Origin of the sequence: Streptomyces sp. PKU-EA00015, assembly GCF_013387495.1 — a bacterium.
GTDB lineage: Bacteria > Actinomycetota > Actinomycetes > Streptomycetales > Streptomycetaceae > Streptomyces.
Genome location: NZ_JABZEE010000037.1, coordinates 37,321 through 50,462, shown reverse-complemented (window position 1 = coordinate 50,462; position 13,142 = coordinate 37,321). Strand labels below are relative to the sequence as shown.

Genomic DNA, 13,142 nt, shown 5'->3' with positions numbered 1-13,142 from the left:
ATTCAAGACATCAGCGCCAGTTGGGATGTGACGGTGCATCATGGACTCGGCTCCTGAGGCGCCGCCGGGCGTCTCACGTCGCGGTGGGCTCGCGGCATGTGTAGCGGCGGGCCGGGCTGGGGATGGTCGCGATCATGACAGAATCCGCCTCCGTCGGGACCGTCGCCCCGCACACCCGGCGCCCGCTCAGGCAACTGCTCGCGGCCTCGGTCGGCAACGCGGTGGAGTGGTACGACTGGTACGCGTACACCTTCCTCGCCGCCTACATCGCCGACCAGGTGTTCCCCAAGAGCTCGGGCAACTCGCTCGTGCCGCTGCTGTCCACCTTCGCGGTCTTCGCCGTGGGCTTCTTCATGCGCCCCGTCGGCGGCCTGATCATGGGCGCCGTCGCGGACCGGCACGGCAGGCGCGCCGCATTCACGGTCACGATCCTGCTGATGGGCGGCAGCAGCCTGCTGGTGGGCCTCACACCGACGTACGCGGCCGCGGGAATCCTGGCGCCGGTGGTCCTGGTCGTGGCCCGGCTGCTCCAGGGCCTGTCCGTGGGCGGCGAGTTCGCCGCGTCGACGACGTTCCTCGTCGAGTCGGCCGGGCCGGGGCGGCGGGGCCTGTTCTCGTCATTCCAGTACGTCTCCACCTCCATCGGCCAGCTCACCGCATCCGGTGTCGCGGCGCTGCTGGTGAGCCGGCTCGGCGAAGGGCAGATGGAGGGCTGGGGCTGGCGGGTGCCCTTCGTGCTGGGCGCGCTGCTCAGCCTCGTCGGCTTCTGGATCAGGCGCAGCGCCCACGAGACCCGCAGCGCCGCACAGCAGCACGCCGCGCGGCCGGGGCTGTTCGACGCCCTGCGCCACCATCCGCGCGAGTCCCTGCTGATCTGCGGCATCACGGCCGGCGGCACCCTGGCGTACTACACCTGGACCTCGTACCTGCCGACGTACGCGGAGCTCAACACGGGGATGGACAAGGCCGACGCGCTGCTCGCGGGCACCCTTTCACTCGCGTTCTTCACACTGTTGCAGCCGGTCGGCGGGCTGCTCTCCGACCGCTTCGGACGCAAGCCGGCGCTGCTGTTCTTCGGGCTGGGGTTCGCGCTGCTGAGCGTGCCGCTGCTGAAGGCGGTGAACGGTTCGTTCGTCTCCCTGCTGCTGGTGCAGTGCGCGGGCATGGTGCTGCTGACCGGCTTCACCGCCGTCTCGGCGGCGGTGAACGCGGAGGTGTTCCCGGCGCGGGTGCGGGCCGCGGGCATCGGGTTCCCCTACTCGCTGACGGTCGCCGTCTTCGGCGGCACGGCCCCCTATGTGGGCACGCTCTTCAAGGAGCTGGACCGTCCGGATCTGTTCCCCTGGTACGTCGCCGTGCTGTGCCTCGTGTCGTCGGCCGTGTACCTGAGGCTGCCGGAGAGCGCCCACAAGGAGCTGGAACGCTGACCGACGCTGGGGTCAGCGGGAGGTGAGGAGGATCCACACCTGGCCGCGGGCGAAGTTCAGCCGCTCCCCCGCGGCGGTCGTGAACACCGTGTCGCCCGCCGCCGAATCGCGCTGCCAGCGGGCGTCGAAGGCACGGCCGTCGCGCAGGACGAGCGCCCGGCCCGAGCCGACCGTCTCGGTGTACGGGGACACGCTGCCCCCGCGGTCACGGAACTTCGAGGGACGGACCTCCGTGTACTGGACGACCACCGTCGCCGGTGCGAGCCGCTTCCCGTCCGTCGTCCGGGCCGCGGTCCCGTCCATGGCCACCAGCCACCTCTTCTGTGCCGCGGACCAGGTGAACGCGTACCGGGCCGACGGGTAGCGCACCGTCTGCTCCGCGGTCGGCCTCCCGTCCGCCGGGGCGGCGCCGAAGCGCAGCCCTATGTCGGAGGCGTCGCTCACGCCACGGGCCGCGGCGAGCACCTTGCCGGGAAGCAGATAGAGATTGTGCGGGGCCGGGCGGTCGCTGCCACGGACGTACGCGTCCGGCGCCCTGCCATGAGGAAGGGCGACGATGGGGGCCGCGTCGATCAGCGGTCCGAGCGCGGACTGCGCGCCGGAGTAGGCGAGCGCCGGCCGGCCGAACTGGCGGAGCAGTTCGAGGTCCGACTCGCGGGCGCTGCGTACGGGGCCGACCTGCGGCGGCAGCCGGGACGAGAACACGGCGAGGATACGGCTGAGGCCCGACTCGACCTGCTCGACGTAGACGAGGTCGGCCGCGTCGAGCCCGGTGTGCGGGCGTGCGGGTCGGACGTTGTCGATCTTGACGGCGAGCACCGGGCCCGGTTCGGCGGGCAGGCCGGTGAAGTAGGAGGTGCGCTGCTGCGCGGAGGTCGGCGGGCGGGTCGGCTCGGGGCGGTCGCCTCCGTCCGAGCAGCCGAAGAGCCCGAGCGCGAGGGAGGCGGCGGCGAGGGCGGCGACGGCCCCGCCGCTCCGTCTGTGGTGCTGTCCTCGTCGTGTCTTCATCGGCCCGGCTCCCGTTCCCTCAAGTGGACCACGAAAGACGGGGTGGCGACAGCCCGGGACGGGGGGCGGCGTCCGGCGGGAGACGGCCGTGGACAGGCGCGCACATCCGGCGCCGTCCCGGCGGTACCGGCCGGGCCGCAGCAGCGTTGTCACCGGAACCGGGCAGCGCCGACGAGTAGGCGGAGCTTGGTGCCGCTCGCCGAGGGTGCCGCATGCCCTCAGGCGGGGGCGAAGGGCAGTTTCGAGCCGTCCAGCGAGAGGCAGCCCCTGCCGGCCGATGCCGAGGAGAGGGCCCTGGGCCCGGAGCTGCGGCTCTACTCGTTCGCGGTCGGCGTGAACCGCTGAGGCCCGGCCGTCCGGGACGGCTAGCCGCGTGCCGCGAAGCCCTGCAGCTCGAAGTCGAGCGTGCGGCTCACCTCGCGCAGCGTCTCCTCGGCGGTCTGCCGGACATCCGCGGGAACGTCGCCCCGCTCCTCGACCAGGCTGTCGTAGATCGGTGCGTCAGCCCTGTCTGCGGAGCTCACGATAGGTCCCTTCGTTCGGTTGCCCTGGGCTCGCGCCCTCACGGATCCGCGCAACGGCACGGGCTTCACGCGGTACTGCCGGAAGCAGGGGCCGAGTGTACGGGGTGGGCCCGCGCCACTTCGCCGTCGGCCCCCGCGCCGGCACACCGCGTGACCTCCGGGCACGCCGCCTCACCGGGCTTCGGGCACCCGACCGCGGGTCGATACGCGAGCTGTGCGCCATTCGGGTGTATTTGCACACCGGGGGGAGCCCGGACGGCGCAAGACGGGTGACCCTCACGAGGGCGCGTCGTTGGAGCGGGCGTGAAGAAGCTCACTTACTCTGCCGCCGCCTGTGCGCTCGCCCTCGTCATGCTGTCCACCGCCCCCGCCCACGCCGGTCCCGTGGGCCCGGCCGAGGAGTGCGGCGGGAGCGGCCAGGTCTCCGCCTTCCGTGTCTCCGGTCACGCGGAGACGGACACGGGTCCGGTGACCCTCGACGTGGGACAGACGACCCGGTTCGAACTCGACTTCCGCCCGGCGCGCTCCCACGCGGCCACCGAACTCCATGTGCGGACCGAGGGCACGTTCGGCCGGTTCGCGTACACACGGGGTGCGGTCGGCGCCGTGGCGGCCGGCGAGCTCTACACCGTCGCGTACGAGATGGCCCCGCCCCCGCTGCTCGCAGGTCAGAACGTCGACGTGAGCATCCAGGTGACCGGCGACAACAACACCTTGGAAGCGTGCGTGCAGCTGGACGTCCGCATCGTGGGCTGACCGCCGACCGGCGTCCGGCGTGCCCGGCCCGCTTCCATGCACCTTCGGTGACGTACGCCGTCCCGACGGACCGTGACCGAAACGCGCCGTGCACAGGGCGTCACTTGACGCTTCATCTGTACCGCCGCGCGTGCACTCCCTAGCATGTCCGTCCCACAGCCTGATTTCCACAGACGCGGGTGAGGACTGGATGCGACGCGAGTCGTGGCGCCCGGACGCCATCGACACCAAGGTGCCCAGCGTGGCACGTATGTACGACTACTTCCTGGGGGGCGACGACAACTACCAGTCGGATCGCGACGCCTGTGAAGAGCTGTTGAAGCAGGTCCCCAGCACCAAGGTCCTGGCCGTCAACAACCGCAACTTCCTGCGGCGGGTGGTGCGTCTGCTGGCGAGCGAGTACGGCATCCGCCAGTTCATCGACCACGGTTCCGGTCTGCCCACCCAGGACAACGTCCACCAGGTGGCCCAGGCCGTCGACCCAGAGTCGCGCGTCGTCTACGTCGACAACGACCCGATCGTCCTCGCCCACGGCCGGGCTCTGCTCGACGAGAACGACCGCACGGCCGTCATCCAGGCCGACATGCGCGACACCGACGGCATCTTCGGCCACGCGGAGACGACCCGGCTGATCGATTTCAGTCGGCCTGTGGCCGCGTTGTTCGTCTCGGTGCTGCACTGCATCCCGGACGAGGACGATCCCGGCGCACTGGTGCGGCGCGTGGCCGAACGGCTCGTTCCCGGCAGCTACCTGGTGGTCTGTCAGCTGGTGAGCGACCGTCCGGAGATCCGTACCTTCGTCACCGACTACATGGCCGAGGCGACCGGCGGCAACTGGGGCCGCGTCCGTGAGGAGCACGAGGTCCGGCGGTTCTTCGACGGCATGGAGATTCTGGAGCCCGGCCTGGTGGAGGTCTCCACCTGGCGGCCCGACACCGACCTGGCGCCGGTTCAGCAGACGGACGAATGGATCGAGTGGGGCGGCGTGGGCCGGCTCGCCTGAGCCGGCTCCGGCCGCCGGGCCGGGATCACATCGCTGCCAGACGCTCCTGGAGCGTCCGCAGCGTTTCCTTGGGGGTGAGCGCGCACGCGCAGAGCCGGTCGAGCATGTCGCGGTACTGCTCGACGGTCGCCGGCTTCTGCGTGAAGGTGCTGCCCGTGAGGTGCTCGATGTACACCGCGTCCTTGAGGTCACGGAGCGCGAAGCGCAGACAACTCACGCCCGTGCCCACACCCACCGCGGCCGTCACGTCGAGCGGTGCGATCTGCAGGGTGACGTGGGAGCGCCCCATCATCGTGACGAGGTGCCGCAGCTGCTCGCGCATCACCTGCGGGCCTCCGACGGAGCGCATCAGTACGGACTCGTCGATGACCGCCCACAGACGCGGCGCGTCCGGCTGGTCGAGCTGCCGCTGCCGCTCCTGCCGCAGATCGACGCGGCGCTGGACGTCATGGGCGAGCGGCTGCCCCGGCCCCGACCGGACGACGGCGCGCGCGTACGCGGGCGTCTGGAGCAGACCGGGGACGTAGAAGGGCTCGTAGGTACGGATCGTGGCGGCGGCGCCCTCCAGGGCGACGAGCGGCGTGAAGAAGTCCGAGAGAACGTCGCTGAAGGATCGCCACCAGTCCGAGCGGCGGGACTGCTGCACGAGGCGCATGAACTCGGCTACCTGGTTCTCTTCCTGCACCCCGTAGAGGCTCAGCAGGGCCAGCGCGTCGGAGGGCTTGCAGCCGTGGCGGCCCAGCTCGGTACGACTGGTCTTCGACCGTGAGAAGCCGAGCTTGCCGTCCACATCGGCGGGGTCGAGACCCGCGCTCGTCCGCAGTTCGCGCAACTTGCCGCCCAGAATGAGCTTCAGGGCGGTCGGGTTGCTCTCGACCGCTCCCAGCGGCCGAACGAACAACGACGGGCTCGGATCGGCGGCAGTCATCACACACTCCTGCGGAGACCATGGGAAGGCGCCAGTATCCCAGCACATGTCGGTGCGCACCAATGGACCGGACATTCCGGAAGGTGCGATTTTCAGCCGATCATCCCGTCGAAGTCACCGTCACGGGCGCCTGCCACGAAAGCGGCGATCTCGTCGCGGGTGTAGACGAGCGCGGGCCCCTGCGGGTCACGGGAGTTGCGGACGGCGATCCGGCCTCCCGGCAGGGCGGCCAACTCCACGCAGTTTCCCGTGGCGTTGCTGTGGCTGCTCTTGATCCACGTCACCGCGGCCAGCGCTCCGGCCCCCATGCCGTTGACGAACTCCACTCCCACCAACCCCTCGCCGCTCGCGATCCGGTCACCCCGAACACGCGTGCAATCCCAGCTGCAATTGCATCATCGGGGCCGTGCTCGACAATACTCGTCCTGCGTCATCTGTCGAACAGCGCGTCCTGCAGGAAGACATGACCCGTGGCGACTCACCTGTCGGGCCCTCGGGCACCGGCGTCATGGGGGTCGGGGCGATGCGGCATGACGGGTCCGGTGCCTGGACCCGAGTCCCGAGCAGCCGCGCCCGTCGGCGGCGGGTGTCGGGTCGCCGGCGGGAGGGGGCTCGTTCTGGTCGGCGCTGTCACGACCGCCTGCGGTCTGCTCGACGGCAGTCCGCGACCGCCGAGCCGGTGCCTTGTGCGCTCAGTCTCGGGTGGCGAACTCCTGGACCCACCAGGGGCCGTTGCCCTTGAGGCTGATGCCGACGCCGGTGTACTCGAGCCGGCAGTCCATGACGTTCTCCCGGTGGACCGCGCTGCCCATCCACCCCGCGACGGTCGCGGCGGGCCCGGCGGGGCCGCGGTGGATGTTCTCGGCCCAGCGGCTCCACGCGTACCCCCGGACCTTCAGCCGGTCACCGCCGTCGCGGCCCTCAGGGCTCTCGTGCGCGTAGTAGCCGCGGGCGGCCATGTCGTCGGCGTGTGCCTGGGCCGCGGCCTGCAACCGGTCGTCGATGCGCAGCGGCGCACATCCGGCACGCCTCCGGTGCACGTTCACCAGGGAGACGATCCGCCGCGCGTGTTCCGTGGCCTTCCCGGGCGCGTCGTCGCTGTGAGCGGCCGCCCCCAGCGGCGCGCCGCCGGAGGCGGGCAGCGACTCCTGGGCGACGGCGCGGCCGCCGAGCAGCCCGCTCACGGCGACGGCGAGGGCCACCGCCGCTGTCGCGGTGGTACGCACCGCGGCGGGCCCGCGCGGCCGGTCCTCATCGCCTGCGGGCAGGGCGGAGTCTTCGTGGTGCATGGGCGTCTCGCTTTCGGGCAGAGGAGGAGGGCCGGTGCAGGGTCCGCTTCCCTTCCCTGCCCGCCGTCAGCACGCCCAGTCCTTGTCCAGGTCGAGGTCACCCTTGCGGGCCTGGGTGAAGGAGAACCAGTTGCCGGAGTCGTCCCGGAAGATCGCCTCGGTGCCGTACGGGCGCTCCTGCGGCTCCTGCAGGAACTGCACACCGCGTGCCTTGAGCTTCTCGTAGTCGCCGTGGATGTCGTCGGTCGCCAGCACGCCCGCGCCGAGGATGCCCTTGGAGACCAGCTTCTTCATGGCCTCGGCGGACTCGGGGTCCATGGCGGGCGGGCCGGGGACCATGAGCGTGAGCACCACGTCGGGCTGGTCCGCGGCCCCGACGGTGAGCCAGCGCATGCCGCCCTCGCCCATGGTCATGTCCGTCCGCACCTCGAGGCCCAGCTTCTCGGTGTAGAACTCCTTGGCCCGGTCCTGGTCCAGCACCCAGACGGTGGCGATGGCGAGACCCTTGATCATGACGTGCTCCTGGGGAAGGGGTGTCCGTTGCCCTGCCACGGTAGGCAGTGGCCCGCTCAGCCCGCTTCTTCAGAATTGCGGTCTCCCGCGCCCCTTCGCCCGGGCGGCTCCTTCGCCGGGGAGAAGCCGCCGGCCCACAGCATCGCGTAGCACCCCGGTATGAGCGCGGCGCCGCGGCCGACGTGCCGCGCGCGGTACTCGCTGGGGGACACACCGGTCTGCCGCTTGAAACGGGCCGAGAACGTCCCGAGGCTGGTGAATCCCACGAGGGTGCAGATCTCGGTGACGGAGAGGTTCGCTGTGCGGAGCATCTCCTCGGCCCGCTCTATGCGGCGGCCCGACAGGTATTGGCCGGGCGTCTGCCCGTAGACCGCCTTGAACGCGCGCACGAAGTGATAGCGCGAATACCCCGCGTGGGCGGCGACCGCGTCGAGGTCGAGCGGCTCCATCCAGTCGCGGTCCATCGCGTCCTTGGCAAGCCTCAGCTGCTTCAGGTGGGCCAGGTTCGTCACGTCCTCATGCTGGCATGCGGCACTGACATAGGCGCTGACCTGCACGGATCGAAGGGAGACAGCCCGTCGGCCGGACGGAGGGAACATCCGGTCGGATATCGTCGTTGTGTCCGAAATGAGGCCATTGGCGTGATCGGCGTGCCCACGCCGGAGCGCCGGTCGTTCCGCCCGGCTGACGAACCGGATTCCCATGACTGTTCTCCGAGCTGTTCCCCTTGCTCTCGCCGGCGTGCTCGTGACCGTGCTCGCCGGATGCACCGTGGACGCCAGAGCCTCCGCGGAACCCCGGACGGCAGGCGGGGCGCAGGCCACGGTCGAGCGCCCCGCCACGACACCGACGGAGCCCGCGACGGGGACGGCGTCCGCGACGCCGTCCCCCGAGCCGCCCCGTCCGCGGACGGAGACGGCGCTGCTGTCCATTCCGTCGATCGGACTGAAGGAGCTGAAGGTCGTCCCGTACGAGGGAACGACCGACGACTGGCCCGGCACCCGGATCCAGAACCGCGGCGTCGGCGCCAGCCCGTACGGGGAGAACGGCGGCGTCGGCCCCGGCGAGGTCGGCAACTACCTGGTCACCGCCCACCGCCTCTCCGCGGGAGGCCCGCTGCGTGATCTGCCGTCGCTCGACGAGGGCGAATCGGTATTCGTCCGGGCGGGCGGCCGCGTGTACGAGTACGAGATCACGGAGACCCGGACGACCTCCTTCCGCTCCGAGCGCTCCCTCGCCGAGCAGCGGGCGGCCGTCCCCGGCCGTCCCGGCGAGCGGCCGGTCGAGGCGATGATCACGCTCTCGACCTGTGCGACGCCTGAGGACAATGCCGCCGGGAACTTCTGGCGTGACGACCGCGGCAACCCCGAGCACCGCATCGACAAGGTGGGTGTGCTGCGCAAGGCCGAGCCCGCCCGCTGATGTCGTGGTCGCGAACCGCGCGCGACGGCGTACCTACATGCCGCCGGCCACACGCAGCACGGCGCCCGTGGTGAAGGACGCGTCCTCGGAGAGCAGCCAGGCGACCGATCCGGCGATCTCCTCGGGCCGTCCCGCCCGGCCGAGCGGAATCGTGCCCGCCAGCTTGGCGGGGCGCTGCGGATCCTCATGGAACTCGGTCCAGATGACGCCGGGCGCCACGCAGTTGACGCGTACGCCGTCGGCGGCGACCTCCTTGGCCAGGCCCACCGTCATGGCGTCGACCGCGGCCTTGGTCGCGGCGTAGTGCACGTACTGGCCGGGGCTGCCGAGGGTGGCGGCCGCCGAGGAGATGTTCACGATGGCCCCACCGCCAAACCCGGTCATGTCCCGCACCGCGCGGCGCGCACAGAGCAGATAGCCGAGCACGTTGACGTCCAGGGCGCGGCGCATGCCCTCCGCATCGGCGTCGGAAAGACGGCCGTTGGGGCCGCTGATACCGGCGTTGTTGACGAGGCCGGTGACCGCGCCCAGTTCGGCGGCACGGTCGAACAGCCGGTCCACGGACGTCTCGTCGGCGGTGTCCACGGGGACGGCGAGCGCGCGCCTTCCGGCGTCGTTGACCGCCTTGACGACGGTCAGCGCGGCGTCTTCGCCGGACCGGTAGCCGACAACCACGTCGTGGCCTTCGGCGGCGAGGCGTTCGCAGATCGCGGCGCCGATGCCGCGGCTGCCGCCGGTGACGACGGTGAGGTGCTGGGTCAACGGAGCCTCCGGGATGCGATCGGGCTGCTCCACGACTGTAGTTGGGGATCCGCGGCCCTCTGCCGGGCCCCACGGCCGGGCGGTGACGCGACCCCGGGCGGGCCGACGTGCCGTCCGTCCGCGTGAACCATGCGCTCCGCACGGGCGGAACCGGGCCTCACAGCGGGAACGGTCATGGATGCTCCTTGATCAGGAGCCCCGCCACGGGGCATCTCGATCTCACCCAGGAGTTCTGCATGAGCCTTCGCCGCTCCCTGTCCGCCGTCGTCGGCGCCGTGACCCTCGTGCTCGGCATGTCCGGTGTCCCGGCCGCCGCTTCGCCCTCGGTCGCCGCCATGAATCCGTGCGGGTTCTACGAGACGTCGAGCGACGCCTTCTACAACCACTGCACGGGCGACGGCTCGCGCGTGATCATCGAGGTCGAGGTGTGGGGGCCGAACTACGAGTGGTGCGTGGGGCCCGGCGGCACCTGGCTGGGCGCTTCGAGCACGATCGACGGAGCGTTCTACACGGGCCGCACCTGCTGATCCGGCTGCCCTGTTTTGTACGCGCCGCGGCGCAGGTGAAGGGGCGCACCCCGGACAGGGTGCGCCCCTTCCTGTGACGTGACGGCCCGGATCAGCTCCGGTAGCGGTCCTCGTCCTCGTCCAGCATCTCCTGGCGCGGTTCACGGCCCTGCCGGCCGCGCTCCCGCTCCTGCCGGCCGCGCTCCTCGGACTGCTGCCGGCCGCGCTCCTGGGACTGCCGGCCGCGCGACTTGGCGTCGTCCATGCGCCTCTTCGCCTCGTCCTTGAGCTGTTCGGCCTTGTCCTGGAACTGGTCCTTGATACCCATCAGTCTCTCCTTCGAGGTGGGGAATCTGGGCGCGTTCAGCCTCGCACGACCCGACATCGCTCGCATGTCCACCCAAAAATGAGCAGGTCCGACATGCTGTTCCGGACCCAGCGGTCAGAATCACGCACCCCCGGACCCCCTCCGCCGGAGTCCGGTTGTCACTGCCCTGCGGGCTGGAGGGCCGACTGGCCTTGTGGGCTCCGGAACAGATGGGCAGGAAAGGCTCATGACTGCTCTCGGCGTGGTGTTCCGGCCGCAGTTGCCTCCTGAACGGCTCCGTGGCATGGCCCGTGCGGCCGACGCGGCAGGCCTGGAGGAGCTGTGGCTCTGGGAGGACTGCTTCCTCGAGAGCGGCATCGCCACCGCGGCGGCAGCCCTCGCCTGGACGGAGCGGTTGTGCGTGGGCGTGGGCCTGCTTCCGGTCCCGTTGCGCAACGCGGCGCTGACCTCGATGGAGGCCGCCACGCTTCTGCGCCTCTTCCCCGGGCGCATCAAGCTGGCGCTCGGGCACGGCGTGCAGGACTGGATGGGCCAGGTCGGTGCGCGGGTCGAGTCACCCCTCACGCTGCTGCGCGAGCATCTGCTGGCGACGCGCGCCCTGTTGGGCGGCGAACGGCTGACGGTGGAGGGCCGTTACGTGAAGCTCGACGGCGTCGCCCTGGACTGGCCGCCGCCTGCCGCGCCGCCGGTGCTCGCAGGAGCCCGCGGGCCCAAGTCGCTGCGGTTGTCGGGCGAAGCCGCCGACGGGACGGTCCTGGACGCGAGCGTGCCGGCCGACGGCGTGCGCCGGGCCCGGGAACTCATCGACGAGGGGAGGGCCGAGGGCCAACGCACCGGGCCCCACCCCGTGGTCGTCTACCTCCACACCGCGACCGGCCCCGGGGCCGCCGACCGGCTGCGGGGCGAACTGGCCGGTCCCCGGGGCGAGTCGGTGTCCGAGCTGGGTGTCGCCGGGGACGCTGGGGCGGTGGCCAAGGCCGTTCAGCGGCTCGTGGACGCCGGGGCCGACACAGTGGTGCTGCAGCCGACCGCCGACGAGCCGGACCCGGAGGGCTTCGTACGGTTCGCCGCGGAGGAGGTCCGTCCGCTCGTGCCGTGACGCCGGCCGGGGCCGCCTTCGGGGTCCTGGGGTCAGTGGCTGTGCCGGGCGCCGGGGGGCTGCCTGCTGATCCGCACCAGCCGGTCGAAGTCGACGGCGACCCCGCGCAGCAGCAGGTCCACCAGCGGGCGTGCGGACGTCTCGCCGATCGGCCCGTCACCAAGCAGCGCCCGTTGGTAGACCGTCGACGCGAGCAGGTCGACGAGCAGCTCGGGATCGACGTCGTCGTGCAGATCGCCGCGGTCGACCGCGCGCCGCACGGCGACCGCCGCGGCTCGCCTGCTGGGCTGCACGACGGTCTCGATCAGGCGGCGGTGAAGCGCCGGGTCGCGCGCGCAGTCGGCCAGGAGCGGGGCGAGGACGCCGGGCGGGAGCCGGTCGTGCAGCGCCTCGGCGAGCAGCCTCACGCTCTCGGTGAGATCGCAGCGGGTGCAGCCGTTGTCCGGGACCGGGGGCGTGACGAGGACCGAACCGAGGGCGTCGATGACGAGGTCCTGCCGCACCGGCCACCGGCGCCGGATCGACGGCTTCGTCGTGCCCGCCCTGGCGGCGACCCGCTCCAAGGCGAATCCCGCGTACCCCTGCTCACGCAATACGTCGAGGGTCGCGGAGAGTACGGCGGTGTCGATCGCCGGGTCCCGGGGCCGCCCCCGGCGGGGCTCAGTCCGCGGCATCCTGCGGGTACCAGCGCAGTTCGACCGTGTTGCCGTCCGGGTCCTGCACGTATATCGACTGCGCGCTGCCACGGGCGCCGTAGCGGTCGACCGGGCCTTCGAGAACGGTGAACCGGCCGGAGTCGACGACCTCCTGCCAGTCGAGCGGATCGACGACGAGGCAGATGTGGTCGACGTTGGACTCGCCCCGGGGCCGGCTGACCAGGTCGATGATGGCGGTCGGGCTGATCCGCGCCGAGGGGAAGGGCGCCTTGCCGTCGCGCCACTCCTCGACCCTGACCGGCTCCAGCCCGAGCGGTCCGCAGTAGAACTCCAGCGCGCGCTCGACGTCCTGGACGTTGAGCACGAGGTGGTCGAAATCCTTGACTCGCATCCTGACTCCCCTGTTTTCATTCCGTCCCGCAACGGATCGTAACAGGCTCGGCATCGCACGGAAAGGGCCGCGGTCCCGCCGCTCTGCTGATCAATTCACCCCTTTCATGACTGTTTAGTGGTTTAGCATCCGGCTACCCGCCGCCGGAGGGACGTCGTGGAAAGGGAGGAAGAGAGTGATCACTCGAGAGCAGATCCCCCAAGTGCTGGATCACCCCGTGTACGACGCCGAGGGCCACAAGGTCGGCAACGCGAAAGACGTCTTCGTCGACGACGCCACGGGACAGCCGGACTGGGTCAGCGTGCAGACCGGCCTGTTCGGGACCAGCGAGTCGTTCGTGCCCATCCGGGACGCCACGATGGTCGAGGACCATCTCGAGGTGCCCTACCCCAAGAACAAGATCAAGGAAGCCCCCGACGTCGACGTGGACGCCCGTGGGCACCTTTCCCGCCAGGAGGAGGAGCGCCTGTACCGGCACTACAGCATCGGCTGAGACGCCGCCTGGCAGCGAACCGTCCCGACAAGGGCAG

The 13,142-nt window shown here is 71.2% G+C and carries 19 protein-coding genes; 8 read left to right on the top strand and 11 right to left on the bottom strand.

What is annotated here, in order from left to right; genetic code table 11:
• Nucleotides 1-134 precede the first annotated feature (134 nt).
• Nucleotides 135-1,427: an MFS transporter gene (locus HW130_RS22665; protein WP_177151495.1), complete on the top strand. Its 1,293-nt coding sequence runs from the start codon at nucleotides 135-137 to the stop codon at nucleotides 1,425-1,427.
• A gap of 12 nt (nucleotides 1,428-1,439) precedes the next feature.
• Here the strand turns inward: HW130_RS22665 and HW130_RS22660 are convergent, their stop codons facing one another.
• Complete coding sequence (locus HW130_RS22660) at nucleotides 1,440-2,435, bottom strand: DUF3048 domain-containing protein (RefSeq protein WP_177151494.1); 996 nt, start codon at nucleotides 2,433-2,435, stop codon at nucleotides 1,440-1,442.
• Between the two features lie 189 nt (nucleotides 2,436-2,624).
• Here HW130_RS22660 and HW130_RS22655 point away from each other — a divergent pair, with 189 nt between their 5' ends.
• The gene (locus HW130_RS22655; protein WP_177151493.1) at nucleotides 2,625-2,780 is read left to right on the top strand and encodes a hypothetical protein; all 156 of its coding nucleotides are present in this window, start codon (nucleotides 2,625-2,627) and stop codon (nucleotides 2,778-2,780) included.
• 20 nt (nucleotides 2,781-2,800) lie between these two features.
• Here HW130_RS22655 and HW130_RS22650 read toward each other — a convergent pair whose 3' ends face one another.
• Nucleotides 2,801-2,959: a hypothetical protein gene (locus HW130_RS22650; RefSeq protein ID WP_177151492.1), complete on the bottom strand. Its 159-nt coding sequence runs from the start codon at nucleotides 2,957-2,959 to the stop codon at nucleotides 2,801-2,803.
• A gap of 303 nt (nucleotides 2,960-3,262) precedes the next feature.
• On the opposite strand from HW130_RS22650, the gene HW130_RS22645 reads away from it, so the two are divergent.
• Nucleotides 3,263-3,715 (top strand): hypothetical protein, encoded by a 453-nt coding sequence (locus tag HW130_RS22645; RefSeq protein WP_177151491.1) that lies wholly within the window; start codon nucleotides 3,263-3,265, stop codon nucleotides 3,713-3,715.
• A gap of 190 nt (nucleotides 3,716-3,905) precedes the next feature.
• On the top strand, nucleotides 3,906-4,718 hold the full coding sequence (locus HW130_RS22640; protein WP_177151490.1) for an SAM-dependent methyltransferase: 813 nt from the start codon (nucleotides 3,906-3,908) through the stop codon (nucleotides 4,716-4,718).
• Between the two features lie 25 nt (nucleotides 4,719-4,743).
• Here HW130_RS22640 and HW130_RS22635 read toward each other — a convergent pair whose 3' ends face one another.
• The 5 genes from HW130_RS22635 to HW130_RS22615 form a co-directional block, all read right to left on the bottom strand.
• Nucleotides 4,744-5,646, bottom strand: coding sequence for a helix-turn-helix transcriptional regulator (locus HW130_RS22635; protein WP_177151489.1), 903 nt, complete (start codon nucleotides 5,644-5,646; stop codon nucleotides 4,744-4,746).
• Nucleotides 5,647-5,738: 92 nt separating this feature from the next.
• The gene (locus HW130_RS22630) at nucleotides 5,739-5,954 is read right to left on the bottom strand and encodes a DUF397 domain-containing protein (RefSeq protein ID WP_177151593.1); all 216 of its coding nucleotides are present in this window, start codon (nucleotides 5,952-5,954) and stop codon (nucleotides 5,739-5,741) included.
• Between the two features lie 384 nt (nucleotides 5,955-6,338).
• Nucleotides 6,339-6,935: a CAP domain-containing protein gene (locus tag HW130_RS22625; RefSeq protein ID WP_256356257.1), complete on the bottom strand. Its 597-nt coding sequence runs from the start codon at nucleotides 6,933-6,935 to the stop codon at nucleotides 6,339-6,341.
• A 66-nt stretch (nucleotides 6,936-7,001) separates the two neighbouring features.
• Nucleotides 7,002-7,448, bottom strand: a complete 447-nt coding sequence (locus tag HW130_RS22620; RefSeq protein ID WP_177151488.1) for a VOC family protein — start codon at nucleotides 7,446-7,448, stop codon at nucleotides 7,002-7,004.
• Nucleotides 7,449-7,504: 56 nt separating this feature from the next.
• Nucleotides 7,505-7,912, bottom strand: a complete 408-nt coding sequence (locus tag HW130_RS22615) for a helix-turn-helix transcriptional regulator (protein WP_177151591.1) — start codon at nucleotides 7,910-7,912, stop codon at nucleotides 7,505-7,507.
• 238 nt (nucleotides 7,913-8,150) lie between these two features.
• Between HW130_RS22615 and HW130_RS22610 the strand changes: the two genes are divergently transcribed.
• Nucleotides 8,151-8,870 carry a class E sortase gene (locus tag HW130_RS22610; RefSeq protein WP_177151487.1) on the top strand — a complete coding sequence of 240 codons (720 nt, stop codon included), beginning with the start codon at nucleotides 8,151-8,153 and terminating at the stop codon, nucleotides 8,868-8,870.
• Nucleotides 8,871-8,903: 33 nt separating this feature from the next.
• Here HW130_RS22610 and HW130_RS22605 read toward each other — a convergent pair whose 3' ends face one another.
• Nucleotides 8,904-9,632: an SDR family NAD(P)-dependent oxidoreductase gene (locus tag HW130_RS22605; protein WP_177151590.1), complete on the bottom strand. Its 729-nt coding sequence runs from the start codon at nucleotides 9,630-9,632 to the stop codon at nucleotides 8,904-8,906.
• Nucleotides 9,633-9,868: 236 nt separating this feature from the next.
• Between HW130_RS22605 and HW130_RS22600 the strand changes: the two genes are divergently transcribed.
• Nucleotides 9,869-10,159, top strand: coding sequence for a DUF6355 family natural product biosynthesis protein (locus HW130_RS22600; RefSeq protein ID WP_177151486.1), 291 nt, complete (start codon nucleotides 9,869-9,871; stop codon nucleotides 10,157-10,159).
• A gap of 91 nt (nucleotides 10,160-10,250) precedes the next feature.
• Here the strand turns inward: HW130_RS22600 and HW130_RS22595 are convergent, their stop codons facing one another.
• Entirely contained in the window at nucleotides 10,251-10,466 is a 216-nt protein-coding gene (locus tag HW130_RS22595) for a hypothetical protein (RefSeq protein WP_177151485.1), read from the bottom strand.
• Between the two features lie 226 nt (nucleotides 10,467-10,692).
• Between HW130_RS22595 and HW130_RS22590 the strand changes: the two genes are divergently transcribed.
• Nucleotides 10,693-11,565: an LLM class flavin-dependent oxidoreductase gene (locus HW130_RS22590; protein ID WP_177151484.1), complete on the top strand. Its 873-nt coding sequence runs from the start codon at nucleotides 10,693-10,695 to the stop codon at nucleotides 11,563-11,565.
• Nucleotides 11,566-11,597: 32 nt separating this feature from the next.
• Here HW130_RS22590 and HW130_RS22585 read toward each other — a convergent pair whose 3' ends face one another.
• Together HW130_RS22585 and HW130_RS22580 are read right to left on the bottom strand one after the other, a co-directional pair.
• Nucleotides 11,598-12,239, bottom strand: coding sequence for a TetR/AcrR family transcriptional regulator (locus tag HW130_RS22585; RefSeq protein ID WP_177151483.1), 642 nt, complete (start codon nucleotides 12,237-12,239; stop codon nucleotides 11,598-11,600).
• On the bottom strand, nucleotides 12,226-12,612 hold the full coding sequence (locus HW130_RS22580; RefSeq protein WP_177151482.1) for a VOC family protein: 387 nt from the start codon (nucleotides 12,610-12,612) through the stop codon (nucleotides 12,226-12,228). The genes HW130_RS22585 and HW130_RS22580 overlap by 14 nt, the downstream gene beginning before the upstream one ends.
• 175 nt (nucleotides 12,613-12,787) lie before the next feature.
• On the opposite strand from HW130_RS22580, the gene HW130_RS22575 reads away from it, so the two are divergent.
• Nucleotides 12,788-13,105: a PRC-barrel domain-containing protein gene (locus HW130_RS22575; protein WP_177151481.1), complete on the top strand. Its 318-nt coding sequence runs from the start codon at nucleotides 12,788-12,790 to the stop codon at nucleotides 13,103-13,105.
• The last annotated feature ends 37 nt before the right edge of the window (nucleotides 13,106-13,142 follow it).

Excerpts from the sequence above, each read along its gene's own strand:
- HW130_RS22665 (WP_177151495.1), top strand. The coding sequence starts at position 135 with ATGACAGAATCCGCCTCCGTCGGGACCGTCGCCCCGCACACCCGGCGC.
- HW130_RS22660 (WP_177151494.1), bottom strand. The coding sequence starts at position 2,435 with ATGAAGACACGACGAGGACAGCACCACAGACGGAGCGGCGGGGCCGTC.
- HW130_RS22640 (WP_177151490.1), top strand. The coding sequence starts at position 3,906 with ATGCGACGCGAGTCGTGGCGCCCGGACGCCATCGACACCAAGGTGCCC.
- HW130_RS22635 (WP_177151489.1), bottom strand. The coding sequence starts at position 5,646 with ATGACTGCCGCCGATCCGAGCCCGTCGTTGTTCGTTCGGCCGCTGGGA.
- HW130_RS22630 (WP_177151593.1), bottom strand. The coding sequence starts at position 5,954 with ATGGGGGCCGGAGCGCTGGCCGCGGTGACGTGGATCAAGAGCAGCCAC.
- HW130_RS22625 (WP_256356257.1), bottom strand. The coding sequence starts at position 6,935 with ATGCACCACGAAGACTCCGCCCTGCCCGCAGGCGATGAGGACCGGCCG.
- HW130_RS22620 (WP_177151488.1), bottom strand. The coding sequence starts at position 7,448 with ATGATCAAGGGTCTCGCCATCGCCACCGTCTGGGTGCTGGACCAGGAC.
- HW130_RS22615 (WP_177151591.1), bottom strand. The coding sequence starts at position 7,912 with ATGGACCGCGACTGGATGGAGCCGCTCGACCTCGACGCGGTCGCCGCC.
- HW130_RS22610 (WP_177151487.1), top strand. The coding sequence starts at position 8,151 with ATGACTGTTCTCCGAGCTGTTCCCCTTGCTCTCGCCGGCGTGCTCGTG.
- HW130_RS22600 (WP_177151486.1), top strand. The coding sequence starts at position 9,869 with ATGAGCCTTCGCCGCTCCCTGTCCGCCGTCGTCGGCGCCGTGACCCTC.
- HW130_RS22595 (WP_177151485.1), bottom strand. The coding sequence starts at position 10,466 with ATGGGTATCAAGGACCAGTTCCAGGACAAGGCCGAACAGCTCAAGGAC.
- HW130_RS22590 (WP_177151484.1), top strand. The coding sequence starts at position 10,693 with ATGACTGCTCTCGGCGTGGTGTTCCGGCCGCAGTTGCCTCCTGAACGG.
- HW130_RS22585 (WP_177151483.1), bottom strand. The coding sequence starts at position 12,239 with ATGCCGCGGACTGAGCCCCGCCGGGGGCGGCCCCGGGACCCGGCGATC.
- HW130_RS22580 (WP_177151482.1), bottom strand. The coding sequence starts at position 12,612 with ATGCGAGTCAAGGATTTCGACCACCTCGTGCTCAACGTCCAGGACGTC.